Origin of the sequence: Micromonospora zhanjiangensis (assembly GCF_042650605.1) — a bacterium.
Lineage (GTDB): Bacteria > Actinomycetota > Actinomycetes > Mycobacteriales > Micromonosporaceae > Micromonospora_J > Micromonospora_J zhanjiangensis.
This window is the reverse complement of the sequence record NZ_JBHSBN010000020.1, coordinates 81,878-107,072: the sequence shown is the minus strand read 5'-3', so window position 1 is coordinate 107,072 and position 25,195 is coordinate 81,878. Positions and strand designations below refer to the sequence as shown.

Here is a 25,195-nt window from a genome sequence, read left to right as displayed (position 1 = left end):
TTGCTCGGCACCCCCCGTTATTCGTGTGCGATCGCGCCGAGCACGTTGATCCGGGCCGCCCGGATCGCCGGCAGCACCGCGGCCACCACGCCGATCACCGCGGCCAACCCGAGGAACAACCCCATCTGGGACCACGGGAACACCAACTTCTTGATGCCCTCGTCGTGCAGCGCCCGGACCACCGCGGCACCGATGCCGGACCCGACCACCACGCCGAGCAGCGCGCCGAAGATCGAGATCACCACCGCCTCGACCGTGATCATCCGCATCGTCTGACCCCGGCGCAGTCCGATCGCCCGCAGCAGACCCAGCTCGCGGGTCCGCTCCAGCACCGACAGGGCCAGCGTGTTGACGATGCCCAGCACCGCGATCAGGATCGCCAGCGCGAGCAGCACCTGGATCATCGTCAGGATGGTGTCGAACTGGCTGGTCTGCTGCTTGATGAACTCGGCCCGGTCGGTGACCGTCACCTCGGGGCTGTCCCGCAGCAGGGCGTCCACCTGCGGCTGCACCCGGTCCACCGGCGTACCGGGGGCGAGCTGCAGGTAGGCCCGGCTCGGCTGCGGTACGGCGAAGTCCTTCGTCGCCTGTACCGGCAGCAGGAAGCCGCCGAACAGGTCGGACTCGGCGTAGATGCCGCTGAGCGTGTAGGTCTTCGGCTCGCCCCGGGACAGCTGCACCGGCACCCTCGCGCCGACGGTGAGCCCCCGCTTGGCCGCGGTGCCGGAGTCGACCAGCATCTGGTCCGGCCCGAGCGAGTCGATGCTGCCCGCGGTGGCCCGGGCCTGGTAGATGTCCTTCAGCGCCGCGACGTTGCTGGTCGCGGAGACGTACGTCTGCTTGCCGTTGACCATCGCCCGGTCGCCGTACTCGCCGGCCACCGACCGTACGCCGGGGATGGCGGCCACCCGGTCGAGCACCGCGGGGTCGAACGTCGGCGGGCGGGGCCCGTTCTGCTGACCGGCGATGACCAACTGCGCCTGGATGGTGTCCTCGGCCAGCGCCGTCAGGCTGTCCTTCGCCGAGCCGAGGATCACCGTCACGCCGGTGACCAGCGCGATGCCGACCATCAGCGCGGCGGCGGTGATCGCCGTGCGGCGCGGGTTGCGGCCGGAGTTGAGCCGGCCCAGCTTGCCCGGCACCGACCAGGAGAACAACCGGCCCAGCAGGCCGACCACCGGCCGACTGATCAGCGGGGTCAGCAGCGCCACCCCGATGAAGGCGAGCAGCACCCCACCGAGGATCGTCCAGAGCGTGCCGTTGCCGTCGCCGGCCTTGCCGGTCAGCCCGACGGCCAGCAGCGTGCCGCCGACCGCCGACACCGCGGCGCCGGCCACGCTGAGCTTCGTCAACGGCCGGTCCGGGTTGGCGACGTCCTGCATCGCCGCGATCGGTGGGATCCGGGAGGCCCGCAGCGCCGGCAGCACCGCGGCGACGACGGTCACCACCAGGCCGACGGCGAAGGCGCTGACCACCGCCGCGGCGGGCACGCCGATGCCGGCCAGTTCCAGGCCGCCGCCGAACTTGCCGAAGAGATACGCGAGCAGCGCACCGACGCCGACCCCGGCGCCCAGGCCGAGCACCGAGGCGAACAGCCCGATCACCACGGCCTCGACCAGCACCGATCCGACGACCTGGCGACGGTTCGCGCCGACGGCCCGCAGCAGCGCCAACTCGCGGGTGCGCTGGGCCACGATGATCGAGAAGGTGTTCAGGATCAGGAAGATGCCGACGAACAGCGCCACCCCGGCGAAACCAAGCAGGATCTTGTTGAAGAAGGACAACGCCTCCTTCAGGCTCGCCGACGCCTCGTCGGACAGCTGCTTGCCGGTCTTGACGACGTACCCGTCGCCCAGTTCGGCGGCGATCCGGTCGCGCAGGACGGCGTCACCGACACCGGCGGCGGCGTGCACGGTGATGCTGCTGTAGACCCCGGGCTCGCCAAGCATGAGCCGCTGGGCGACCGGTTCGGTGAAGGCCACCTGCTGCATCCCGCCGATGCTGTCCCGGCCGCCGCTGTAGCCGAAGATCCCGACCAGGGTGAACTCGCGTCGGGGACCGAGGGTCAGCACCCCGACCCGGTCACCGACCTTGATCTTCGCGGCCTGGGCGACGGCGGCGTTGACCGCGATCTCGTCGTTGGCGGTGGGGCCGTGCCCCTCGCGCAGCTTCACCAGGCCGTCATCGCCGGTCCAGTTGCCGCCGAGCTGCGGCGGTCCGACCGAGGTGAGCGCCTTGCCGTTGCTGCCGATCACCCGCGCGCCGTCGGCCTGGGCCTCGCCGGTGGCGCGCTCCACCCCGGGGACCGCGCGGACCTTCGCCAGGGTGGCGACCGGGAACGTGGCGGCGACCTGCTCACCCTCGGATTCGCTCACCGCGACCTTCGGCTTGGCGCTCACCGCGACGTCGGTGTCGGCGTACGCGTCGGCGAACACCGCGTCGAAGGACCGGCCCAGCGTGTCGGTGAGGACGAAGGCGCCGGACACGAACATCACGCCCAACACCACGGCCAGGCCGGACAGGATCAGCCGGACCTTGCGGGCCAGCAGGCTCTTGAACGTCGCGCGCAGCATCAGTGGCCCGCCTCGGCGGCGCCGTCGAGCTTCTTCATGGTGTCCAGCACGGTCTCCGGGGTCGGCTCGACCAGCTCCGAGACGATCTGACCGTCGGCGAGGAAGACCACCCGGTCGGCGTACGAGGCGGCCACCGGGTCGTGGGTGACCATGACGATGGTCTGCCCGTACTCGGCCACCGACCGGCGCAGGAAGCCGAGCACCTCGGCGCCGGAACGGGAGTCCAGGTTGCCGGTCGGCTCGTCGGCGAAGACCACCTCGGGGCGGGACACCAACGCCCGGGCGCAGGCCACCCGCTGCTGCTGGCCGCCGGAGAGCTGGCTCGGTCGGTGGCCGAGCCGGTCACCCAGTCCCACCGTCGCGATCACCGTGTCGAACCAGGCCTGGTCCGGCTTCCGCCCGGCGATCGACAGCGGCAGCAGGATGTTCTCCTTGGCGCTCAGCGTCGGCAGCAGGTTGAACTGCTGGAAGATGAAGCCGACCTTGTCCCGCCGCAGCTTGGTCAGGCCGGCGTCGCCGAGCCCGGTCACCGTGGTGTCGCCGATCTCGATGGTGCCCCGGGTCACCGCGTCCAGCCCGGCCAGGCAGTGCATCAAGGTCGACTTGCCGGAGCCGGACGGGCCCATGATCGCGGTGAACCGACCGCGTTCGAACTCGGCACTGACCCCCCGCAGCGCGACCACCTGCGCCTCGCCGGTGCCGTACACCTTCCACACGTCACGGGCGCGGGCCGCAGCCTGCGTGTCGCTGGCCACCGTCGCGGTCAATGTTTTCTCCTTCTGGTGAAGTCTCTGGTCCGGCCGGACCGTGGTCCGGCCGGCAGGTTCCATCCTCGGCCCCGTCACCGTCCGCAGCGTCCGACCCTGGGCGGAGCCGGACGCGGATTTTTCGCTGCGGGTCGGCCCGGATGCCGGCTCAGGGTTCCCCCTGAACGCGCGGCCCGTGTCCGGCGCCGGACACGCCGGACCGCCGCCACCCCGACGACACGTCTGATCACCGAACGTAACAGTGGTTGGTGCCGCGGTCGGGCCGATCGGCGGCCGGAGCCCTCTACCGCACCGCCGTGGCCAGCGGCGACGTCACCAACGGTAGGCGCCGCCCGTGCCCACGCCCTCCTGCCCGCGGCCGATTTCCGGGTACGACCGAGGGCGGGGTCCGGGATCGGCCGACGGGACGACCCCACCCCGTCGTCGGTGGTACCCGGCCGCTCAGGAGCCGGGCCGCACCAGACCCGTCTCGTACGCCAGCACCACGGCCTGCACCCGGTCGCGCAGGCCCAGCTTGGTCAGCACGTGCCCGACGTGGGTCTTGATCGTCGTCTCGCTCACCGACAACGCCCGGGCGATCTCCGCGTTGGACAGGCCGCGGGCCACCTGCACCAGGACCTCGCGCTCCCGCTCGGTCAGCGCGGCCAACGCCTTTGGCGCGGTGGCCCCCGGATCGGGCAGCGAGTCGGCGAACTTGTCCAGCAGCCGTTTCAAGATCCGGGGCGCCACCACCGCCTCGCCGGCGGCCACCGTACGGATCGCGGTGACCAGGTCCTCGGCGGGTACGTCCTTGGACAGGAAGCCGCTGGCCCCGGCCCGCAGCGCGCCCACCACGTACTCGTCGAGATCGAAGGTGGTCAGGATCAGCACCCGTACCGGCAGCCGGGCGTCGACGATCGTCCGGGTGGCGGCCACCCCGTCCATCCGGGGCATCCGGATGTCCATCAGCACCACGTCCGGCAGCAGCCGCCGGGCCAGGTCGACCGCCTCCGCACCGTCACCGGCCTCACCGACGATGTCGAGGTCGTCCTCGGCGCCGAGCACCATCCGGAACCCGGTCCGCAGCAGCGGCTGGTCGTCGACGAGCAGGATCCGCACCGGCCGCTCGCCGCTCATGTCGGCCCTCCGCTGCGCTCGCTCATGTCGTACCTCCGCCGACGGGTGCACCAAGTTGCTCCACGGGAATCTTCGCGTACACCCGGAACCCGCCGCCCGGGCGGGGACCGGTGCGCAGCGTGCCGTTGTAGAGGGCGACCCGTTCCCGCATGCCCACCAGGCCGTGCCCCAGCCGGCCGGGCCCGGGCGACGGGCCGTGCCCGGTGTCGAATATCTCCACGATCAGCCAGAGCGCGCCGAAGCTGAGCCGGACCTGCGCGGTCGCCGCGGCCCCGGCGTGCTTGAACACGTTGGTCAGCGCCTCCTGCACGATCCGGTAGATGGTCAGCGCCACCCCGGGATCCAGCGGACCAGGCACCCCGTCCACCCGCAGCGTCACCGGCAGGCCGGCCTCGCGGACCTGTTCGACCAGCGACTCGATCCCGGCCAGCCCGGGTTGCGGGCTGAGGTCCGCGGCCGGCTCGGTCTCGGTGCGCAGCACGTCCAGCAGCCGGCGCATCTCGCGCAGCGTGCTGCGGCTGGTGTCCTCGATGGTGCCCAACGCCTCGTCGGCCGCGTCGGGGTCGCGGCGCAGCACCCGGCGCGCCCCGGTGGCCAGCACCCCCATCACGCTGACGTGGTGGGCGACCACGTCGTGCAGCTCGCGGGCGATCCGCCGGCGTTCGTCGGCGACCGCCTGATCGGCCAGCGAACGCTGGTTCTCCTCCGCGACCCGGGCCCGCTCCCGCAACGCCGCCGTGGAGGTGCGTCGGGCGTGCACGGTCCGCCCGACGAAGAAGAAGACACACCCGGGCAACAGGCCACCGATCGCGCTGACCGGACCGGGCTGCTGGTCGGCCAGGCCGCCCGCGGCCCGCAGAATCAGCGGGATCAGGATCTCGGGCGTCCACAACGCGACCGTGGCGACGACCGCCGGCTTCGCCGGGCAGTTGGCGGCCATCGTGTACGTCAGCACCAGCAGGGCCACGACATGGCTGACGGTGGGGTAGTGGGCGATCGAGGTGACGACGAACGTGGCCACGGTCGCCCCGACGGCCACCCACGGCCGCAGCCGGCGCACGGCGACGGGCGCCGCGCAGAGGACCACCAGGCCCAACGCGACGGGCAGCGGGGTGCCGGCGGTCTCCGGGGCCGGCACCAACCCGACGGCGAACGAGAACAGCGCCACCGCCACCGCGAACAGGATGTCGGCCTGCAACGGTCGCTGCCGCAGCCGGTCGGCGACGCTGTTGTCCATGACAATGACGCTAGTCGCCGTTGCGGCGGGCGACTCATCGCCGATGTCGAGCCGGGCCTCCTCCTCGGGGATGACCCGCACTGATCCTTTTTCCACCTTTCCTTGCCGGCCGTCGTCGGCCGGGGTCGACGGCGGCGCGTGCGCGCCGCGGGGTTCAGGTTGGAAAAGGTTCACTCATCCGCGCCGGGCGGGGGAGCGTCGGCCGGGACCGCCGACGCGGGCCGGGCCGCCGGGACCAGACCCACCGGTACGGGTCCGGCCGGTGTGGGCCCGGCCGTCGGCGGCTCGGGAAAGGGCGGGGGAGTGCCGCCGAACTCCGGGCAGTGCGCCTGGTAGCTGCACCAGCCGCACAGCTTGCTCGGCTTGGGCCGGAAGTCGCGCGCCTCGGTGGCCTGCTCGATGGCCCGCCACAGGGCCAGCAGGGTCCGCTCGAACCGGGCCAGCTCCTCCGCGTCCGGGGCGTAGTCGCAGATCTCCTCGTCCTTGAGGTAGAGCAGGCGGAGCACCCGCGGCACCACGCCACGGGTCCGCCACAGCACCAGGGCGTAGAACTTGAGCTGGAACAACGCCCGCGCCTCGAACGCCTCGCGCGGCGCGCCACCGGTCTTGTAGTCGACCACCCGCAGCGCGCCGTCGGGCGCCACGTCCAGCCGGTCGACGTAGCCGCGGATCAACAACCGGTCGTCCACGACGGTGGAGATCAACGTCTCCCGTTCGGCCGGTTCGAGCCGGGACGGGTCCTCCACGCTGAAGTAGCCACCGAGCAGGTCCCGCGCCGAGGCCAGGAACGCCACCGGGCCGGCGGTGTCGTCCGGGTCGAACAGGTCGGCCAGCTCGGGCTGCTCGGCGACCAGGCGTTGCCACTGCGGGTCGACCAGGTCACCGGCGGCCGCCGGGGTACGGTCGGCGGCCGGCAGGTCGAACAGCCGCTCCAGCACGGCGTGCACCAGGGTGCCCCGGGCCTGCTCCGCGGTGGTCCGCTCGGGCAGCCGGTCGATGCTGCGGAACCGGTAGAGCAGCGGACAGGTCTTGAAGTCCGCCGCCCGGGAGGGCGACAGCGAGGCGCTGATCCGGGCCGTCGGGCCGGCCGGCCCCGGGTCGGCCCCGGCGGGTGCCGGTTGGGTGGGTGCCGGGTGCGCTGTCACCGTTTCCGCCGTCATGACCGGAAGGTTAGGCCACCGGTACGACAGGTCCGGCGGGTGGGCGCGTCCACCCGGCCGCCGGTTTCCGTACCATCTAGCCGATGGAGGACACCTCACCCCGACGTCCGGCCGAGCGGCGAACCGGCCTGCGCGTCGGTCGGGTGTTCGGCGTTCCGGTCTTTCTCAACGTCTCCATGGTGCTGCTGGCGGTGCTGGTCACGGTCAGCTACGGCGAGTACGTCCGGCACCGGTTGGAGCTGTCCCAGGCCGCCGGCTACCTGGTCGGCTTCGGGTTCGTCGTCTGCCTGCTCGGTTCGGTGCTGCTGCACGAGTTGGGACACGCGGTGACCGCCCGCCGGTTCGGCATCGGGGTACGCGGCATCACGCTGGAACTGCTGGGCGGTTACACGGAGATGGACCGGGACGCGCCCAGCCCCCGGGTGGACCTGCTGGTCTCGCTCGCCGGGCCGGCGGTGTCGCTGGTGCTCGGGCTGGTGGCGGTGCTGGCCACCGTGGCGCTGCCGGACCGGACGCTGCCCGACCAGTTGACCTTCCAGTTGGCGGTCAGCAACCTGCTGGTCGCGGTCTTCAACAGCCTGCCCGGGCTGCCGCTGGACGGCGGACGGGCGCTGCGGGCGGTGGTCTGGGCGGTCACTCGGGACCGGCACCGCGGCACCGAGGTGGCCGGCTGGGTCGGTCGGGCGGTCGCCGGCGCCACCGCGGTCGGGGTCGCGTTGCTGACCTGGATCGGCGTGCTCGCCCCGCTCGGTCTGGCGCTGATGCTGCTGGTGGCGTTCACCCTCTGGCAGGGCGCCGGCCAGTCGATCCGGGTCGCCCGGATCAGCCGCCGTTTCCCGTTGATCGATCTGGCCCGGCTGGCCCGGCCGGTGTTCCGGGTGCCGACGGGTACCCCGCTGGGCGAGGCCCAGCGGCGCGGTGCCGAGGTGGGGCCGGGCGTCGCGCTCGGGGTGACCGACTCGTCCGGCCGGTTGGTGGCCCTGGTCGACCACACCGCCGCCGACGCGGTGCCGGCCGCGCGCCGACCCTGGGTGTCGGTGGACACGGTGGCCCGGGCGCTCGACGGCGTGCCGAGCCTGCCGGTCGGGCTCTCCGGCGAGCAGGTGATCCAGGCCGTGCAGAGCCACCCGGGCGCACAGTACGTCGTGACGTCAGGCGAAGATGTGGTCGGCGTCCTGCACGTCGCCGACCTGGCGCAGCTCCTCGAACCGAAACGAGAGATGAAGAACACGTGATCCAGCACAGCGGCCGACGCGGTCGGCCCCACCCCCGCGACGTCGAGCGCGACGGGCTGTCCGGATGACCGCGCGGCCCGTCGACGTTCCGGCGCCGCCCGCGGTACGCCGGGGCGAGTTCCGCCCGGGTGACCGGGTGCAGCTGACCGACCCCAAGGGGCGAATGCACACGATCACCCTCGAACCGGGCAGATCTTTCCACACCCACCGGGGCGCGCTGGAGCACGACGCGTTGATCGGCCTGCCGGACGGCAGCGTGGTCAGCTCCGCCGGGGGCACCGCCTACCTCGCGCTGCGGCCGCTGCTGGCCGACTACGTGCTCTCGATGCCGCGCGGCGCCCAGGTCATCTACCCCAAGGACGCCGCGCAGATCGTCGCCATGGGGGACGTCTTCCCCGGCGCCAAGGTACTCGAGGCGGGCGCCGGCTCGGGCGCCCTGACCTGCTCCCTGCTGCGGGCCGTCGGCACCGGGGGCGAGGTGCACTCGTACGAGTTGCGGCCCGACTTCGCGGAGATTGCCCGGCGTAACGTCGAGGAGTTCTTCGGCGGACCGCATCCGGCGTGGCGACTGCACGTCGGCGACGTGGCCGACTGCCCGGAGGTCGGATTCGACCGGATCATCCTGGACATGCTGACCCCCTGGGAGGCGCTCGACCTGGTGGAGCGGGCGCTGATCCCCGGTGGGGTGTTCATCGGTTACGTGGCGACCACTCCCCAGCTGTCGGAATTGGTGGAGGCGCTCCGCGAGCGCGGCGGGTTCACCGAGCCCCGGGCCTGGGAGTCGCTGGTCCGCGACTGGCACGCCGACGGGCTCGCCGTCCGACCGGACCATCGCATGATCGCCCACACCGCCTTCCTGGTCTCCTCCCGGCGGTTGGCGCCGGGCGTCACCGCACCGGCCCGGCGGCGCAAGCCGAGCAAGGGCGCCGAGGCGTACGCGCTGCGCAAGCAGGGGCTGCGGCAGGCGGGCCCGGCCGCCGGCGCGGCGACCGCGACCGCCGACGGCGCGGCCGTGGACGGCGGACCCGGCCAGGAGGAGGCCGCCCGGTGACGTGTCCTGGCGGGTCGGAGCGCGCTGGAGAGCCGGCATGAGGGAGCGGAGCGAGCGAATCATCAAGCTCGGCGCGGATGCGCCTCATGACGGGCCGGAGCGCAGCGGAGGGCCGGCATGAGCAGGCCGGCGTACAACGGGGGTGACCTGCCGGCCGTCTTCCCGGACTGGTCGCCGTACCGGGATCTGGAATCGGCGGCCCGGGCCTACCTGCGCGACCCCGACCTGGCCCTGGAGGCGCTGCACGGCGCGCTCGGCGGCGCCGCCGTGCTCGGCTTCACCCTGGAGCGTTTCGTCAACGAGGTCAACGGGGTGTGGCAGGAGGTGGTGATCTGCGACGGCAGCCGGTTGATCCTGTGGCACGGCGAGGACGTGCCGCCGGACGACGGCCCGGCCGGCTCGATGACCTCCTCACTGCGGGTGGTGCCGGTCTCGACGGTCACCGAGGTGGGCTGCCGCCGGCGGCTGACCCGTACCCCCGACGGCGGGATCAGGGTCGACAGCGTGGACGTCTACCTGCTGCTCAGCTCGCTGGACGAGACCGCACCCGCCGAGGAGGCCCCGGCGCCGCCGCGGCACGACGCGCTGCGGTTCGGCAAGACCCGCGACGACGGCGGGGACGGGCAGATCGCCCGGTTGGAGGAGTTCGCCCGGTTGGTCTCCTCGGTGGTCGGCCGACCGGCACTGTGAAACCGGGCCGGTCCGGGCGGCAACCGGCCGGTCCGGGCGGGCCGCGCCGACGGTGCCGGAGTGGCCCCAAAACGCTACCGGAGAGCGGTCCGGTCCGCCTGCGGAAGTGGCCTTGACGATCAAGGTTCAGTGACGAGGGTGTTGCGCGGGACCGAATCGGCCTCATACCGGTTAGTGTTATGGCAGAACGTTCAAGCCCCCGGGGAGGTGGGACGTGGCACGCAGCGACGACGCGGACTCGCGCGCCGCACGGTGGGAGAAGGAGGCCCACGATCTCTCCACCCAGGTCGCGTTCCTTCAAGAGGAACTCGCTCTGGTTCGGCGCAAACTGACGGAGAGCCCTCGACACGTGCGGCAGCTCGAGGAACGACTGGCGGCCACCCAGGCGCAGCTGGCTCGGCTGACCGAGAACAACGACCGGCTCGTGAGCACGCTCAAGGAAGCACGGGCCCAGATCGTCACGCTCAAGGAGGAGATCGACCGGCTGGCGCAACCGCCCAGCGGGTACGGTGTCTTCCTGGCGCGACACGAGGACGGGACGGTCGACGTCTTCACCGGCGGCCGCAAGCTGCGGGTGGCGGTGTCCCCCTCGATCGACGTGGCCGAGCTGCGGCGCGGCCAGGAGGTGCTGCTCAACGACGCCCTCAACATCGTCGACGCGTTCGGCTACGAACGGGTCGGCGAGGTGGTCATGCTCAAGGAGGTGCTGGACAGCCCGACCGGTGGGGCGGGCGACCGTGCGCTGGTCATCTCGCACGCCGACGAGGAGCGGATCGTCCATCTGGCCGAGACGCTGATCGGCGCGCCGTTGCGGACCGGCGACTCGTTGATGATCGAGCCGCGCTCGGCGTACGCGTACGAGCGCATCCCGAAGAGCGAGGTCGAGGAGCTCGTCCTGGAGGAGGTTCCCGACGTCGACTACGGCGACATCGGTGGCCTGCACTCGCAGATCGAGCAGATCCGGGACGCGGTCGAGTTGCCGTTCCTGCACGCCGACCTGTTCCGCGAACACCAGCTGCGTCCGCCGAAGGGCATATTGCTCTACGGCCCGCCGGGCTGCGGCAAGACCCTGATCGCCAAGGCGGTGGCCAACTCGTTGGCCAAGAAGATCGCCGAGCGGCGGGGCGAGGAGAAGCACACCAGCTACTTCCTCAACATCAAGGGCCCCGAGCTGCTCAACAAGTACGTCGGTGAGACCGAGCGGCACATCCGGTTGGTCTTCCAGCGGGCCCGGGAGAAGGCCGGCGAGGGCACCCCGGTCATCGTGTTCTTCGACGAGATGGACTCGGTGTTCCGGACCCGTGGCTCCGGTGTCTCCTCCGACGTGGAGAACACGATCGTTCCCCAGCTGCTCAGCGAGATCGACGGCGTGGAGGGGCTGGAGAACGTCATCGTGATCGGCGCCTCCAACCGGGAGGACATGATCGACCCGGCGATCCTGCGGCCGGGCCGACTGGACGTCAAGATCAAGATCGAGCGTCCGGACGCCGAGGCGGCGAAGGACATCTTCTCCAAGTACATCCTCTCCGGCCTGCCGTTGCACCCGGACGACCTGGCCGAGCACGGCCAGGACGCCCAGGCGACGGTGGCGGCCATGATCGAGGCCGTGGTCCTGCGGATGTACTCGGAGACCGAGGAGAACCGGTTCCTGGAGGTCACCTACGCCAACGGTGACAAGGAGGTCCTGTACTTCAAGGACTTCAACTCCGGGGCGATGATCCAGAACATCGTCGACCGGGGCAAGAAGATGGCCATCAAGGAGTTCCTCTCCTCCGGACGCAAGGGCCTGCGGCTGCAGCACCTGCTGGACGCCTGCGTCGACGAGTTCCGGGAGAACGAGGACCTGCCGAACACCACCAACCCGGACGACTGGGCCCGGATCTCCGGCAAGAAGGGCGAACGGATCGTCTACATCCGTACGCTCGTCTCCGGCGGCAAGGGCACCGAGGCCGGCCGGTCGATCGAGACCGCCAGCAACACCGGCCAGTATCTGTAACACCGGGACAGCACGGTTGAGGGCGGTACGCCGGTCGGCGTACCGCCCTCAACCGTCGGAACCGGACCCCACCGGGTCAGATGAAGATCCATTTCTTGGACACCACGTAGTTCATCGCCGCCAGCGCGCCGGCGGTGACCACCTTCGCGACCAGGTACGGCAGCCCGGCCCAGGTCAGGCCCTGCACCAGCAGCACGGTGGCGACCAGGTTGACCAGCACCAGGGCCAGGTAACGCCAGACCTGACCGCCGACCGCGCCGGTGGCGCCGAACGCCCACACCCGGTTGAGCCCGAAGTTGACCACGAACGCCGTCGCGAACGCGAGGACCGTCGCCACCGGCAGCCAGAGCCCCAGTACGCCGTGGAACACGAACAGCGCGCCGGTGTCCGTGGCCACGCTCAGCCCACCGACGATGAGGAACCGTACGCTGCTGCGACGGGTGAGGCTGGCGATGGACGCCACGGCTGAACTCACGAAGCTGCCTCCCCGGTAGGACCCGCCACAGTGGGTCACGGGTTAGCAGGCTATCGTCTGTCCGTCCCGCGACCGCCACCGACTTCCTCGAGGTGTGGATGTGACCGACACCGCCGCTCGTGATCCGAGTGTCTTCGTCCACCCGACGGCCGAGGTCGAGAACGGTGCCGACATCGGCCCGGACACCAAGGTCTGGCATCTCACCCACATCCGGTCCACCGCGCGCATCGGTGCGGGCTGCACGATCGGGCGCAACGTCTACGTCGACGCCGGCGTCGTGATCGGTGACCGGGTCAAGGTGCAGAACAACGTGTCGGTGTACGTCGGCGTGACGCTGGAGGACGAGGTCTTCGTCGGGCCGAGTGCGGTCTTCACCAACGACCGCTATCCGCGGGCGCAGAACCCCGACTGGGTGGTCACCCCCACCCTCGTCCGGCGCGGCGCCTCCATCGGCGCGAACGCCACCATCGTCTGCGGCAAGCAGATCGGCGAGTACGCGATGGTCGCGGCCGGTGCACTGGTCAGCCGGGACGTGCAGCCGTACCAACTGGTGGCGGGAAGCCCGGCGCGCCACTTCGGCTGGGTCAACCGCAAGGGCGAAGTGGTGGCCCGGACCGAGGAACGGCCGGCCCTGGACCTACTCGAAGCGCGCTGAACACACAGGAGACGGAGTTCATGTCGTTCATTCCCATCACCTCGGTGGTCATCGGTCCGGAGGAGGAGGCCGCCGTACTTGAGGTGTTGCGGTCCGGAAAACTGGCCCAGGGACCCGTCGTCGCCGAGCTGGAGCGGTCCTTCGCCGAACTCTGCGGTGTGCCGCACGCGGTCGCGGTGAGCAACGGCACGGTCGCCCTGGTGGCCGCCCTGGAGGCGCTGGGCCTCGGCCCCGGCGACGAGGTGATCACCACGCCGTTCAGCTTCGCGGCCACCCTCAACGCCATCCTGGAGTCCGGCGCGACGGTCCGGTTCGCCGACATCCGGGACGACTTCACCATCGACCCCGAGTCGGTGCGGGCGCTGGTCAACGAGCGGACCAAGGCCATCATGCCGGTCCACCTGTACGGTCTGCCGGCCGACATGCCGGCGCTGACGGCGATCGCCGAGGCGGCCGGGGTACGGATCGTGGAGGACGCCGCCCAGGCACACGGTGCCCGGATCGGCGACCGGGCCGTCGGCTCGTTCGGGGTGGGCTGCTTCTCGCTCTACGCCACGAAGAACCTGCAGTGCGGCGAGGGTGGCCTGATCACCACCGCCGACGACGCCGTCGCCGACCGGCTGCGCCTGCTGCGCAACCAGGGCATGCGGGTGCGGTACCAGTACGAGGTGCCGGGCCACAACTGGCGGCTCACCGACCTGCAGGCCGCCATCGCCGTACCGCAGGTCGGCCGGCTGGCGGCGACGACCGCGCGGCGGGCGGCCAACGCCGAGCGGCTCACCGCCGGCCTGGCCGGTCTGCCCGGCCTGGCCACCCCGACGGTGCCGGAGGGACGCGGTCACGTCTGGCACCAGTACACCGTCCGGATCGGCGCGGACGCCCCGCTGACCCGTGACGACCTCGGTAAGCGGCTGGAGCAGGCGGAGATCGGCTACGGCCTGTACTACCCGCGGCTGATGCACCACTACGACTGCTACGTCGGGCACCCGCGGATCGCCGCGGACGCCACGCCGCGGGCCGAGTCGGCCGCGACGCAGGTGCTCTCCCTCCCGGTGCACCAGCACCTGTCCGAGGGCGAGGTAGACCGGATCGTCGCGGCCGTGCGGGGGGCCTTCGATGCCTGACCTGGCAATCATCGGCGCCGGCATCATGGGCGCCAACCACGGCCGGGTCGCCCGGACCGTACCGGACCTCACCGTCACCACCGTCTGCGATCCGGACATCGATCGCGCGGCCGCCCTGGCGAAGTCCATCGGCGCCGGCTACACCTCGTCCGTGGACGACGCGATCGCCGCCGCCGACGCGGTGGTGCTCGCCACCCCCAGCGAGACCCACGGCGAGCTGGGCGAGCGGATCCTGCGCAGCGGCCGTGACCTGCTGATCGAGAAGCCGATCGCCACCTCGGTGGCGGACGCGCGCCGGCTGATCGACGTCGCCGAGCAGCAGGACCGGATCCTGATGGTGGGGCACGTCGAGCGGTTCAACCCGGTGGTGACCGAGCTGCTGCAGCTCGTCGACGACCCGATCTCCCTGGAGATCGCCCGGGTCGGCCCCTATCCCAACCGGGCCCTCGCCGACGTGGTCCTGGACCTGATGATCCACGACGTGGACCTGGCCCGCGCCGTCACCGGCGCGGAGATCGTGGAACACCGGTCGATGACCCGGGTGGTCCGCTCGGACGAGCAGGACCTGGCCTGCGCGCTGCTGATGTTCGACAACGGCGTGGTCGCCAACGTCACCGCGAGCCGGATCAGCCAGAACAAGGTCCGCCGGATCACCCTCACCCAGCGCGCCAACTGCGTGGTGGCCGACCTGCTGCGCCAGCAGGTGGAGGTGCACCGGATCGAACACTCCGAGTACCTCTCGGAGGGCGGGGTGCGCTACCGGCAGAGCGGCCTGGTGGAGATTCCCTTCCTGAGCCAGCACGGCGAGCCGCTGATGCACGAGTTGCGGCACTTCGCCGACTGCGTGGTCAACCGCCGGCAGCCGGCGGTCAGCGGCGCGGACGGCCTCGCCGCGCTGGAGGTCTGTCTCGGTATCCGCGACTCGGCGCTGGCGGGTTGAGATGTACAAGGGCAAAAAGATCGCGGCGGTGGTGCCCGCCTACAACGAGAGCAAGCTGATCGGTCAGACGATCACCACCATGCCGGAGTTCGTCGACCTCATCGTCGTGGTCAACGACTGCTCGACCGACGACACCTCGGCGCGGGCGCGGCAGGTCGGTGATCCCCGGGTGGTCGTGATCGACCACGAGAAGAACACCGGCGTCGGTGGCTCGATCATGGACGGTCACGAGCGGGCGCTCGAACTGGGCGCCGACGTCAACGTGGTGATGGCCGGGGACGCCCAGATGGACCCCGCCTACCTGCCCGCCCTGCTCGACCCGATCTGTGAGCACGGGTACGAGTTCACCAAGGCGAACCGGTTCTTCTCCCGTACCTCCTTCGCCAAGATGCCGATGGTGCGGATGCTGGGCAGCGTCGCGCTCTCCTTCGCCACCAAGCTGGCCAGCGGCTACTGGAACCTGTTCGACCCGCAGAACGGCTACACGGCGGTGGCCCGGTCGGCCCTGCTGCGGCTGAACATGGCCGGCGTGGCGCGCGGCTACGAGTTCGAGAACGACCTGCTGATCTGGTTGAACATCGCCAACGCCCGGGCCAAGGACGTACCGGTCCCGGCCGTGTACGGCGAAGAGGTCTCCACGATGCGGATCCACAAGGTGGCCCCGCGGATCGCCAGCCTGCTGTTCCGGGGATTCTGGCGGCGGATGCTGCTCAAGCACGTGCTCGCCTCGTTCTCCCCGGTCGCGCTGCTGTTCTTCACCAGCCTGCTGCTGCTCGCCTGGGGTGCCGGTTGGGGGATCTGGGTGCTGGTGGAGACGCTCGGCCCGCCGGTCGCCACCACGGGCAGCGTGCTGCTCGCGGTCGGCCCGCTGCTGACCGGCATCCACATGCTGATCTCCGCGCTCACCCTCGACATCCAGTCGACACCGGACTGACCAGTCACCCGCCGGCGGGCGGACCGCCGACCGCCCGCCCGGCGCGACCGGAACCGCCCGGCGGGGTCCGTCGCCGTACCAGAAAGGGCCGACCGGAGTCACCATGACCGACCAACGAACCACTGGCCGCGCCGGCACGCTCGGCGTACCGGGGCTGTGGGTGCTTGCCTTCCTCGGGTTCCTGCTCATGATCGGCGCGTGGTCGGTGGCCGCCCCGTACGACGGCACCCCGGACGAGCGGGAGCACGTGGTGCGCGCCGCCGGGGTGGCGGCCGGCCAGGTCGCGCCCAAGCCGGCCGCGGCGAAGAAGGGCTCGGGGGCGTTCCAGACCGTGCCCCGGGGACTGGTCCGGGAGCAGTGTTGGCAGTTCAAGCCGAACCGGTCGGCCGCCTGCGCGGTACCGCCGGGCAGCGACCCGACCCCGGTACGGGCCGGCACCGGCGCGGGCCGCTACCACCCGGTCTACTACGCCCTGGTCGGCTGGCCGCTGCAACTGTGGCCCGGCTGGTCCGGGGTCCTGCTCGCCCGGCTGATCGGCGCGGCGCTCTCGGCCGCGCTGCTGGCCAGCGCCCTCGTCGTGATCCTCAAGCGGTCCCGGCACCGGTTGATGCTCGGTGGGCTGCTCGCCGCCACCACCCCGATGACGGCGCACATGGCCAGCGCGGTCAACCCCAACGGGTTGGAGATCGCGGCCGGCGTCGCGTTCTTCACCGCAGCCATCCCGCTGCTGCTGGACCGCTGGTCACCGGCCAACCGGGGGCTGCTCACGCTGGTCGGCATCAGCGGCGTCCTGCTGGCCATGCTCCGGCAGACCGGCCCGCTCTGGATCGCCGTCGGATTCGTCGCCCTGGCGATCCCGCTGCGGCAGGGCAACCTGTGGCAGCTGCTGCGCACCCGGGCGGCCCGCTGGTGGGCCGCGGCGATCTCCCTGACGGTGGTCACCGCCGTGCTGTGGGGCGTGCTGATGAAGACCTCCGATCTCGGCAACTACGGCAGTAACCGGTACACCTACGGACAGGCCGTCTTCGTCGAGGCGAACCGGTGGCGGGACTACCTCGACCAGATGGTCGGGGTGACCTCCTGGCTGGACACCCGGATGCCGGCCCCGGCGTACCTGCTCTGGCAGTTCGCCGCCGCGGCGCTGGTGGTCATGGCGTTGGTGTTCGGCACCCGGGTCGACCGCTGGCGGCTGCTGGTGCTGATCCTCGGCGGCGTCGCGATCCCGTCGGCGGTGCAGATCGCCGCCGTGAAGCAGACCGGCTTCGTCTCCCAGGGCCGCTACATGCTGCCGATGCTCGCCGGGGTGCTGCTCTTCGCGGCGTACGTGTTGGAGCAGCGCGGGATCGACGCCGACCGCTCCCGGACGACGGTCCGGCTGCTGGTCCTGCTGTTCGTGCCGATCCACCTGTTCTGCCTGGTCTTCACGATGGTGCGATGGCAGCACGGGCTGCCGGCCCGGCTCGGGTTCGGCAGCCTCGACCCGTTCCTCGGGCCGTGGCACCCGGTACTCGGCTCCGCGACACCGCTGGTGGCCAGCGTGCTGGGACTGGCGGTGATCGGGTGGCTGGCCTGGACGGCGCCGACCCGGCGGCTGACCGACCGACCGGCAGCCGCGGGTGCGACCGCGGACCGGCCGGAGGTCTCGACCGCGGACCGGGCGGAAATCCCGACCGCGGACCGGGCGGAAATCCCGACCGCGGACCGGTCGGAGACCGCGGATCGGTCCGGGACCGCGGCCGCGGATCGTCCCGGCGGCGGGCACACCGAGGCGCCGCGGGCGTAGTCACCGCGCGGCGGTCTAGGCTGGACCCACTGTGCGACGAATGGGGCTTGGCGTGAGCGAACGTCGTGGGGCGTACCCCGCCGGCGTGGCGGGCGGCGCACAACCGAGTGGAGTGTCGGCATGAGCGTCAGACGGATCATGGGTACCGAGGTCGAGTACGGCATCTCGGTGCCGGGCCAGGCCGGCGCGAATCCGATGGTGACCTCCTCCCAGGTGGTCAACGCGTACGGCGCCCGGCCCGAGTTGACCCGGGGCGGCCGGGCGCGCTGGGACTACGAGGAGGAGTCGCCGCTGCGGGACGCCCGCGGCTTCACCTACTCCGGCGCCGCGTACGACCCGGCCGACGCGCTGGCCGACGAGGACCTCGGCCTGGCCAACGTCATACTGACCAACGGCGCCCGCCTCTACGTCGACCACGCCCACCCGGAGTACTCCACCCCCGAGGTGACCAACCCGCTGGACGTGGTGCGCTGGGACAAGGCGGGGGAGCGGGTGATGGCCGAGGCGGCCCGGCGGGCGGCCACCATCCCCGGCACCCACCCGATCCACCTGTACAAGAACAACACCGACAACAAGGGCGCCAGCTACGGCGCACACGAGAACTACCTGATGCGCCGGCAGACGCCGTTCGCCGACATCGTGGCCTACCTCACCCCGTTCTTCGTCAGCCGTCAGATCGTCTGCGGTGCCGGCCGGGTGGGTCGCGGCCAGGACGGTTCGCAGCCGGGCTTCCAGATCTCCCAACGGGCCGACTTCTTCGAGGTCGAGGTCGGCCTGGAGACCACACTGAAGCGACCCATCATCAACACCCGGGACGAGCCGCACGCGGACGCCGACAAGTACCGGCGACTGCATGTGATCATCGGCGACGCGAACCTGTCGGAGATCTCCACGTACCTCAAGGTCGGCACCACCGCGCTCGTGCTCACGATGATCGAGGAGAAGGCGCTGACCCCCGACCTGGGCATCGCCGACCCGGTCGCGGAACTCAAGGCGGTCAGCCACGACCCCGGCCTGACCCACCGGATGCGGTTGCGCGACGGTCGCCGGTTGACCGCTCTGGACCTGCAATGGGCCTACCTGGAGCGGGCCCGGGCGTTCGTGGAGCAGCGGTACGGCGCGGACGTCGACGCCGCCACCGCCGACGTGCTGGACCGGTGGGAGAGCGTGCTGGACCGGCTCGGCCGGGACCCGATGCTCTGCGCCGGCGAGTTGGACTGGCTGGCGAAGCTGCGGCTGCTGGAGGGCTACCGCGACCGGGAGGGCCTCGGCTGGGCCTCGCACAAGCTGCAACTGGTCGACCTGCAGTACTCCGACGTACGGCCGGAGAAGGGCCTCTACCACCGGCTGGTGTCCCGCGGGTCGATGGCCACCCTGCTGTCGGACGAGGAGACCCGGTCGGCGATGGTGGACCCGCCGGAGGACACCCGGGCCTACTTCCGGGGCCGCTGCCTGGCCCAGTACGCCTCCGAGGTGGTCGCCGCCAGCTGGGACTCGGTCATCTTCGACGTCGGCCGGGACTCACTGGTCCGGGTGCCGATGATGGAGCCCGAGCGGGGCACCCGCAAACACGTCGGTGCCCTGTTCGACCGGTGCGCCAGCGCCAAGGACCTGTTGGAGACGCTCACCGGCGGCTGAGTCGGCCGATCGGCTTACCCACGCGCACGCAGGCCGTGTGCGATGCTGAACAGCCCTCTCTGAGCACACCCCTTTGGCGGTTACTGTTGTTTGCTTTTCTTCGTCGTCACGGTCGACAGGCGGTGGCGACGACGCCGCTGGCGACCGCCTACACCGGACGCGCCAACAGCTTCGGCTTCCTACGGCTCTGCTTCGCCTTCGCGGTGGTGCTCGCGCACGCGGCCGTACTCGGCTTCAACCGTGGGTTGACGGACCTGGTCGACATCCCGGGACTCGCCGTCGCCGGGTTCTTCGGCATCTCCGGGTTCCTGATCACCCGGAGCGCCCGACGTACCTCGCTGCCGCGCTACCTGTGGCACCGGGCGCTGCGCATCTGGCCGGGACTGTGGGTCTGCCTGCTGTTCATCGGGTTCGTCGTCGCCCCGACGTTCTACTACCTCAAGCACGGCGGCCTGCACACCCTGTGGCGAGGCAACCGCGGGGTGCTGGACTACCTGCAGGCCAACTGGTGGGGCGGCCACCGGCAGGGCGGTATCCGGGACGTCTTCCGGGACACGCCGTACGGCGCCAAGATCAAATCCAGCATGATGGACGCCTCGCTCTGGACCCTGGCGTACGAGATCCTCTGCTACCTCATCGTGGCGCTGCTGGCCGTCGTGGGGGTGCTCAAGCGGGCGCGCTGGCTGGTGCTGCTGGCCGCGGTCGCCACCTTCGGACTGCTCTGCTGGAACCAGTGGGCGCAGCTGCGGTTCGGCCTGCCGGCGGTGCGGACCAGCGGCTACCTGCCGGAACTGCCGCTGCTGGGCACGCTGAGCACGAACTGGTTGCTCCGGTACGGCTTCATGTTCCTCGTCGGCGCCGCGGCCGAGCTCTACAGCCGGCGGCTCCCGATGAACGACGTGCTCGGGGTGGCCTCGCTGGCCGTGATCGGATGGTTCGCCTTCCATGGGCAGCTGTTCGGCCCGGCCCTGCTGGCCTACGAGTACGCGATCCTCTACCTGGCGATCCGGCTGCCCCGGGTGCTGCACCGGGTGGGTCAGCGCAACGACTACTCGTACGGCGTGTACATCTACTCGTTCGTGGTGCAGCAGGCGCTGGCCTGGGCCGGCGTACAGGCGATCGGTTTCCTGGGCTACTTCGCCGCCTCCGCGGCGCTCAGCCTCGGGTTCGCCTTCGTCTCCTGGCACCTGGTCGAGAAGCAGGCGCTGAAGCTGAAGGACTGGCAGCCCCGGCTGCGCCGCTCGGACCGCGACGCCGAGGGCTCGCCACCTGCCGACGGTTCGTCCGATCCGGCGGCCGTGAGCACGTCGTCCGCCGGGGCGGCGGGCGGTACCGTCCGACCGGTGGCGGACGCCGCCGCGACCGGGCGCCCCGGCGACACCACCGAGCCGGTGCCGACGTTGAGTCCCTCCACGCGCTGAGGCGCCGTTTGCCGCGGCCGCGCCGCGGGTGTTTCGTCCGCCGTACGCGAACATCGCGTACGGTGGGCGACTCTGTCGCTCCCGCGAGGTAGATTTTTCCCAGGCGATGTTGAGGAGGCACCAGATGGCTACTCGCGACACCGGCGGCCAGTCGCAGTCGGGCAAGGGCCGGCGGGACGAGGAGATCGAGGACGTCACGACCGAGGTGGATCCCGAGGTCGCCGAGCGGCACGCCGAGATCACCGAGGACGTCGACGACCTGCTCGACGAGATCGACTCGGTCCTCGAGGAGAACGCCGAGGAATTCGTGAGGGGCTATGTACAAAAAGGGGGCCAGTGAGGCAAATGTCCGATTCTTTGAGATCATCGGACAAGCAATGCCCTCAGTGCGGGCGGTCGCTGCCATTTACGGAATTCCACCGCAACAGTCGGCGGCCTGACGGTCTGGCCTTCTACTGCAAGGCTTGCGCGGCGACTCGCTCAGAAGCGAGCCGCCGCAAGCGAGGGATCACCGCGCAGAAGCGGGCGTCTAGTCCCGTTGCCGAAGGCATGAAGTGGTGTCCAGACTGCGACCAGATCAAGGCGATCGATGAGTTCCCCCGTATCAAGAAGGGGAGTGGACGCCACACCTACTGCAAGCCCTGCCACAACCTCCGGGGTAAGGAAACTCGGCAGCGACTGTACGGCGGTAGTCGCGAATACCATCTGCGCCGCCGCTACGGTGTCGGTGAGAAGGAGTTTCAAGAACTTCTCAGCGAGCAGGGTGGTGTCTGCGCCATCTGCGGTGCGGCTGACCCGCAACATCTGGACCACGATCATCGCACCAACTGGGTGCGCGGGATACTCTGCTTCAACTGCAACGGTGGTCTTGGTCAGTTCCGCGACAGTGAGACGCGGCTGGCCGGGGCGATCACGTATCTGAGAGGAACCACGTGGCAGCGGCTTTCGATCCATCCGGGCGTCTGGCAGATGCGTTCACCAGCGCGGGGACGTCCTCCTTCACGCAGTTCGTGAGCCAGGTGGCGCCCGAGTTGCTGCCCGGCCGCCGCCCACTGCCACCGGGCCTGGCCGCCGACATCGCCCCGCACGCCACCACGATCGTCGCCATCACCGGCGCGACCGGGGTGGTGATGGCCGGCGACCGGCGGGCCACCATGGGCAACCTGATCGCTCAGCGGGACATCGAGAAGGTGCACCCGGCCGACGCGTACTCGCTGGTCGGGATCGCGGGCACGGCCGGCATCGGGATCGAGCTGATCCGGTTGTTCCAGGTCGAACTGGAGCACTACGAGAAGATCGAGGGCGCCATGTTGTCCCTCGACGGCAAGGCCAACCGGTTGGCGTCGATGGTCCGCGGCAACCTCGGTGCGGCGATGCAGGGGCTGGCGGTCATCCCGCTGTTCGCCGGGTTCGACCTGGCCGCGTCCGACCCGGCCCGGGCCGGTCGGATCTTCAGCTTCGACGTCACCGGCGGCCCGTACGAGGAGACGCACTACAGCGCGATCGGCTCCGGTTCGCTGTTCGCCAAGTCCGCCCTGAAGAAGCGGTACCGGCCGGGCATGAGCCTCGACGACGCGGTCCGGTTCGCCGTCGAGGCGCTGTACGACGCGGCCGACGACGACACCGCCACCGGCGGGCCCGACCTCACCCGGGGCATCTACCCGGTCGTCATGACGGCCACCGCCGAGGGCACCAACCGGCTCCCCGAGGCCGAGACGGCGGCCATCGCCCAGGCCGTGGTGTCCGCCCGGATGGAGAACTCGGGCGGCTGATCCGCTCACCGCCAGCGCCGTTCCCGTACGCCGACCGAACCGCCCAGAAGGAGAACCACCGCCGTGGCCATGCAGTTCTACGCCTCGCCCGAGCAGATCATGCGCGACCGCTCCGAGCTGGCCCGCAAGGGTGTGGCCCGGGGGCGCAGCGCGGTGGTGCTCAGCTACGGCGGTGGGATCCTGTTCGTCGCCGAGAACCTCTCCAGCGCCCTGCACAAGGTCAGCGAGATCTACGACCGGATCGGCTTCGCGGCCGTCGGTCGGTACAACGAGTTCGAGAACCTGCGGCGCGCCGGCGTGCGGATGGCGGACCTCAACGGGTTGAGCTACGACCGCCGGGACGTCACCGGCCGGGCCCTGGCCAACTGGGCCGCGCAGATCCTGGGCGCCATCTTCACCGAGCAGTCCAAGCCGTACGAGGTGGAGATCTGCGTGGCCGAGGTGGGCACCACCCCGGACGACGACGAGCTCTACCGGATCACCTACGACGGCTCGGTCAACGACGAGCCCGGCCGGATGGCGATGGGCGGTCAGGCGGACGCGATCGCGAACGCGTTGAAGGCCAGCCACCGCAACGACATGGAACTCGCCGACGCGGTCAAGCTGGCGCTGAAGGCGTTGGCCAGCGTCGGCGGTGAGGGTGGCTCGACGCCCCGGTCGATCGCCGCCAACCAACTGGAGGTCGCGGTCCTGGATCGGCGCCGGACCGGTCGTACGTTCCGGCGGATCACCGGTGCCGCGCTCACCGGGCTGCTGAACGGCGACAGCGGTGCGGCCAAGGCCGAAACCGGGAAGCCGGCCGACCCGGCCGCCGATCCCAAGGCCCCGGCCAGCGGCCCGGACAAGCCCACGGTCTCGGCGGCCTCCGCCGATCTCGAATCGACCGACAAGGCCGCCACCGGGAAGGCCGGCACGGACGCGCCGGCCACCGACAAGCCGGCCACCGACAAGCCGGCCACCGACAAGCCGGCCACCGACAAGCCGGCCACCGACAAGCCGGCCGACAAGGGCGCCAAGGGTCGGCAGGACAAGGGCGAAACCGGCAGCGCCGGCAAGTCGGGCTCTTGAACCGGCTGCCCCTGCACCGCAGGCCCGGCGGGTGACCAGAGAACGGCAGCGGTGAGCGCCGTCCCGTGGATCGACGAGGCCGGTCTGCTCACCCTGCCGGCCGGAGCGCGGGTACGCGGACGGCGGGTGCGTGACCGGGACCGCGTCGGCCCGGCGGATTTCGCGCTGCTGCTGGCCGACGGGCCGGTCCCCGACTGGCCGCACCGGCGGATCCGCTGGCCGGACTTCTGGATCCCGGTCGACCGGGCCGACGCCCTCGACGCGCTCCGTGAGGCGCACCGCCGGGCCTACGCGGGCGACCGGGTGGAGGTGGCCTGCGGGGGCGGTGTCGGCCGTACCGGCACCGCGCTGGCCGCGTTGGCGGTGCTCGACGGTCTCGACCCGGACGCCGCGGTGGCCTGGGTCCGGGCCGGCTATCGCCGGCGTGCTGTGGAGACCGTCTGGCAGCGGCGCTGGCTGCGGCACGTCCACTGACCACCCGGAGCGGGCGGTCAGACCCAGCGGCGGACCACCCGCCAGTACGCCGACATCGCCGCGTTCAGCACCCCCACTCCGGGCGGGTTGATCAACGGGGTGTCGAACCGGTCGACGACGACCCGCATCCACACCCGGTCCGGCACGGTCCGCTCGGCCTGCAGCAGTCGGCGCCGGCGCGCCAGGTGTCCGCGGTGGCGCCACAGCCAGCCGTATCCGCGTAGCTTGTCGCGCAGCCAGCCCTCCTTGGTGGCCAGCAGCAGCATGACCAACTCCAGGGCGAGCAGCGGCGGAGCCAGCAGCAACAGCGAACGTCGGCCCCAGAGCGTGCTGACGAACATCAGGCGGTTGCGCTCCACGAGGTAGTACTTGAAGCTGTTGCGGCTGAACTCGTAGCGGTGCAGCGCCACCGCGTCCGGCACGTTGACCACCCGCAGGCCGACCCGCCAGGTGCGGATCGAGAGGTCGGCGTCCTCGTGGTAGGCGAAGTAGTGCGGGTCGAAGCCGCCGAGCCGGTCCCAGTGCGCCCGGGTGGTGACCAGGCAGGCTCCCATCGCCCCGGCGGTCTCGGTGGGTTCGGTACGGGTCTCCCGCTGCCGGAAGCCGCCGATCCAGCTGACCCCCAGCACGTGCACCTCGTTGCCACTGGAGTTGAGCAGTTCCGGCTCGTCGGTCAGCCGGATCGCCCCGGCCGCGATGCCGATGTCCGGATGGTCGAGCTCCTCGACGAGCCGGGCCAGGGTGGTCGGCTCCACGATCGCGTCCCCGTTGATCAGCGCGACGTAGTCACCGCTGGAGGCGCTCACGCCGAGGTTGCAGCCGGCGGAGAAGCCGATGTTCTCACCCTCGCCGACCACGGTGACCCCGGGCAGCCGACCGAGCACCTCGACGTCGTCGGTGGTGCAGCCGTTGTCGACCAGGACCACGTCGCAGTCGACCTTCGCGGAGGCCAGCAGCGACTCGACCGAGGCACGCAACAGCGGTTCGGCCTTCCAGGCCAGCACGACCGCGCTGACCCGCGGTTGCCGACCAGTTTCGGTCGCCGGGCTGGCACTCGACTCGGACATGACGGATCGTCTCCTGACG

The 25,195-nt window shown here is 71.1% G+C and carries 22 protein-coding genes and 1 pseudogene; 16 read left to right on the top strand and 7 right to left on the bottom strand.

The window, feature by feature from the left end; all coding sequences use genetic code 11:
* Window positions 1-17: 17 nt before the first annotated feature.
* The 5 genes from ACFOX0_RS24395 to ACFOX0_RS24375 all read right to left on the bottom strand — a co-directional run bounded on the left by ACFOX0_RS24395 (window position 18) and on the right by ACFOX0_RS24375 (window position 6,838).
* Window positions 18-2,573, bottom strand: a complete 2,556-nt coding sequence (locus tag ACFOX0_RS24395) for an ABC transporter permease (RefSeq protein WP_377550023.1) — start codon at window positions 2,571-2,573, stop codon at window positions 18-20.
* Window positions 2,573-3,340 (bottom strand): ABC transporter ATP-binding protein, encoded by a 768-nt coding sequence (locus ACFOX0_RS24390; protein WP_377550021.1) that lies wholly within the window; start codon window positions 3,338-3,340, stop codon window positions 2,573-2,575. The genes ACFOX0_RS24395 and ACFOX0_RS24390 overlap by 1 nt, the downstream gene beginning before the upstream one ends.
* A gap of 441 nt (window positions 3,341-3,781) precedes the next feature.
* Complete coding sequence (locus ACFOX0_RS24385; protein WP_377550019.1) at window positions 3,782-4,456, bottom strand: response regulator; 675 nt, start codon at window positions 4,454-4,456, stop codon at window positions 3,782-3,784.
* A gap of 22 nt (window positions 4,457-4,478) precedes the next feature.
* On the bottom strand, window positions 4,479-5,693 hold the full coding sequence (locus tag ACFOX0_RS24380; protein WP_377550017.1) for a sensor histidine kinase: 1,215 nt from the start codon (window positions 5,691-5,693) through the stop codon (window positions 4,479-4,481).
* Window positions 5,694-5,863: 170 nt separating this feature from the next.
* A complete protein-coding gene (locus ACFOX0_RS24375; protein WP_377550079.1) occupies window positions 5,864-6,838 on the bottom strand; it encodes a RecB family exonuclease in 975 nt (324 codons plus the stop codon).
* 98 nt (window positions 6,839-6,936) lie between these two features.
* Here ACFOX0_RS24375 and ACFOX0_RS24370 point away from each other — a divergent pair, with 98 nt between their 5' ends.
* From ACFOX0_RS24370 to arc, 4 genes are all read left to right on the top strand, one after another.
* On the top strand, window positions 6,937-8,088 hold the full coding sequence (locus tag ACFOX0_RS24370) for a site-2 protease family protein (protein ID WP_377550015.1): 1,152 nt from the start codon (window positions 6,937-6,939) through the stop codon (window positions 8,086-8,088).
* A gap of 64 nt (window positions 8,089-8,152) precedes the next feature.
* Window positions 8,153-9,139 carry a tRNA (adenine-N1)-methyltransferase gene (locus ACFOX0_RS24365; RefSeq protein ID WP_377550013.1) on the top strand — a complete coding sequence of 329 codons (987 nt, stop codon included), beginning with the start codon at window positions 8,153-8,155 and terminating at the stop codon, window positions 9,137-9,139.
* Window positions 9,140-9,256: 117 nt separating this feature from the next.
* Entirely contained in the window at window positions 9,257-9,829 is a 573-nt protein-coding gene (locus tag ACFOX0_RS24360) for a hypothetical protein (RefSeq protein WP_377550011.1), read from the top strand.
* A 214-nt stretch (window positions 9,830-10,043) separates the two neighbouring features.
* A complete protein-coding gene (gene arc, locus ACFOX0_RS24355) occupies window positions 10,044-11,825 on the top strand; it encodes a proteasome ATPase (RefSeq protein ID WP_377550009.1) in 1,782 nt (593 codons plus the stop codon).
* Between the two features lie 76 nt (window positions 11,826-11,901).
* Here the strand turns inward: arc and ACFOX0_RS24350 are convergent, their stop codons facing one another.
* Entirely contained in the window at window positions 11,902-12,300 is a 399-nt protein-coding gene (locus tag ACFOX0_RS24350) for a GtrA family protein (RefSeq protein ID WP_377550007.1), read from the bottom strand.
* 100 nt (window positions 12,301-12,400) lie between these two features.
* Here ACFOX0_RS24350 and ACFOX0_RS24345 point away from each other — a divergent pair, with 100 nt between their 5' ends.
* The 12 genes and pseudogenes from ACFOX0_RS24345 (at window position 12,401) to ACFOX0_RS24290 (ending at window position 24,109) form a co-directional block, all read left to right on the top strand.
* Window positions 12,401-12,955, top strand: a complete 555-nt coding sequence (locus ACFOX0_RS24345) for an acyltransferase (protein WP_377550005.1) — start codon at window positions 12,401-12,403, stop codon at window positions 12,953-12,955.
* Window positions 12,956-12,975: 20 nt separating this feature from the next.
* Window positions 12,976-14,079, top strand: coding sequence for a DegT/DnrJ/EryC1/StrS family aminotransferase (locus ACFOX0_RS24340; RefSeq protein ID WP_377550003.1), 1,104 nt, complete (start codon window positions 12,976-12,978; stop codon window positions 14,077-14,079).
* Window positions 14,072-15,019 (top strand): Gfo/Idh/MocA family oxidoreductase, encoded by a 948-nt coding sequence (locus ACFOX0_RS24335; protein WP_377550002.1) that lies wholly within the window; start codon window positions 14,072-14,074, stop codon window positions 15,017-15,019. The genes ACFOX0_RS24340 and ACFOX0_RS24335 overlap by 8 nt, the downstream gene beginning before the upstream one ends.
* A 1-nt stretch (window position 15,020) precedes the next feature.
* Window positions 15,021-15,953 (top strand): glycosyltransferase family 2 protein, encoded by a 933-nt coding sequence (locus tag ACFOX0_RS24330; protein ID WP_377550000.1) that lies wholly within the window; start codon window positions 15,021-15,023, stop codon window positions 15,951-15,953.
* Between the two features lie 103 nt (window positions 15,954-16,056).
* Window positions 16,057-17,736 (top strand): DUF2142 domain-containing protein, encoded by a 1,680-nt coding sequence (locus ACFOX0_RS24325; protein WP_377549998.1) that lies wholly within the window; start codon window positions 16,057-16,059, stop codon window positions 17,734-17,736.
* Between the two features lie 120 nt (window positions 17,737-17,856).
* Window positions 17,857-19,374 carry a depupylase/deamidase Dop gene (dop, locus tag ACFOX0_RS24320; RefSeq protein ID WP_377549996.1) on the top strand — a complete coding sequence of 506 codons (1,518 nt, stop codon included), beginning with the start codon at window positions 17,857-17,859 and terminating at the stop codon, window positions 19,372-19,374.
* Window positions 19,375-19,496: 122 nt separating this feature from the next.
* Window positions 19,497-20,795 (top strand): acyltransferase family protein, encoded by a 1,299-nt coding sequence (locus ACFOX0_RS24315; RefSeq protein ID WP_377549994.1) that lies wholly within the window; start codon window positions 19,497-19,499, stop codon window positions 20,793-20,795.
* A 124-nt stretch (window positions 20,796-20,919) separates the two neighbouring features.
* Entirely contained in the window at window positions 20,920-21,135 is a 216-nt protein-coding gene (locus tag ACFOX0_RS24310; RefSeq protein WP_377549992.1) for a ubiquitin-like protein Pup, read from the top strand.
* Window positions 21,136-21,140: 5 nt separating this feature from the next.
* Window positions 21,141-21,809: an endonuclease VII domain-containing protein gene (locus ACFOX0_RS24305; protein WP_377549990.1), complete on the top strand. Its 669-nt coding sequence runs from the start codon at window positions 21,141-21,143 to the stop codon at window positions 21,807-21,809.
* Window positions 21,728-22,567, top strand: a complete 840-nt coding sequence (gene prcB, locus ACFOX0_RS24300) for a proteasome subunit beta (protein ID WP_377549988.1) — start codon at window positions 21,728-21,730, stop codon at window positions 22,565-22,567. The genes ACFOX0_RS24305 and prcB overlap by 82 nt, the downstream gene beginning before the upstream one ends.
* Window positions 22,568-22,630: 63 nt before the next feature.
* Window positions 22,631-23,410, top strand: a pseudogene (gene prcA, locus ACFOX0_RS24295) (proteasome subunit alpha); the annotation flags it as partial.
* 276 nt (window positions 23,411-23,686) lie between these two features.
* Window positions 23,687-24,109: a protein-tyrosine phosphatase family protein gene (locus ACFOX0_RS24290; RefSeq protein ID WP_377549986.1), complete on the top strand. Its 423-nt coding sequence runs from the start codon at window positions 23,687-23,689 to the stop codon at window positions 24,107-24,109.
* Between the two features lie 17 nt (window positions 24,110-24,126).
* On the opposite strand, the gene ACFOX0_RS24285 is transcribed toward ACFOX0_RS24290, so the two are convergent.
* Window positions 24,127-25,176: a glycosyltransferase family 2 protein gene (locus ACFOX0_RS24285; protein ID WP_377549984.1), complete on the bottom strand. Its 1,050-nt coding sequence runs from the start codon at window positions 25,174-25,176 to the stop codon at window positions 24,127-24,129.
* Window positions 25,177-25,195 lie beyond the last annotated feature (19 nt).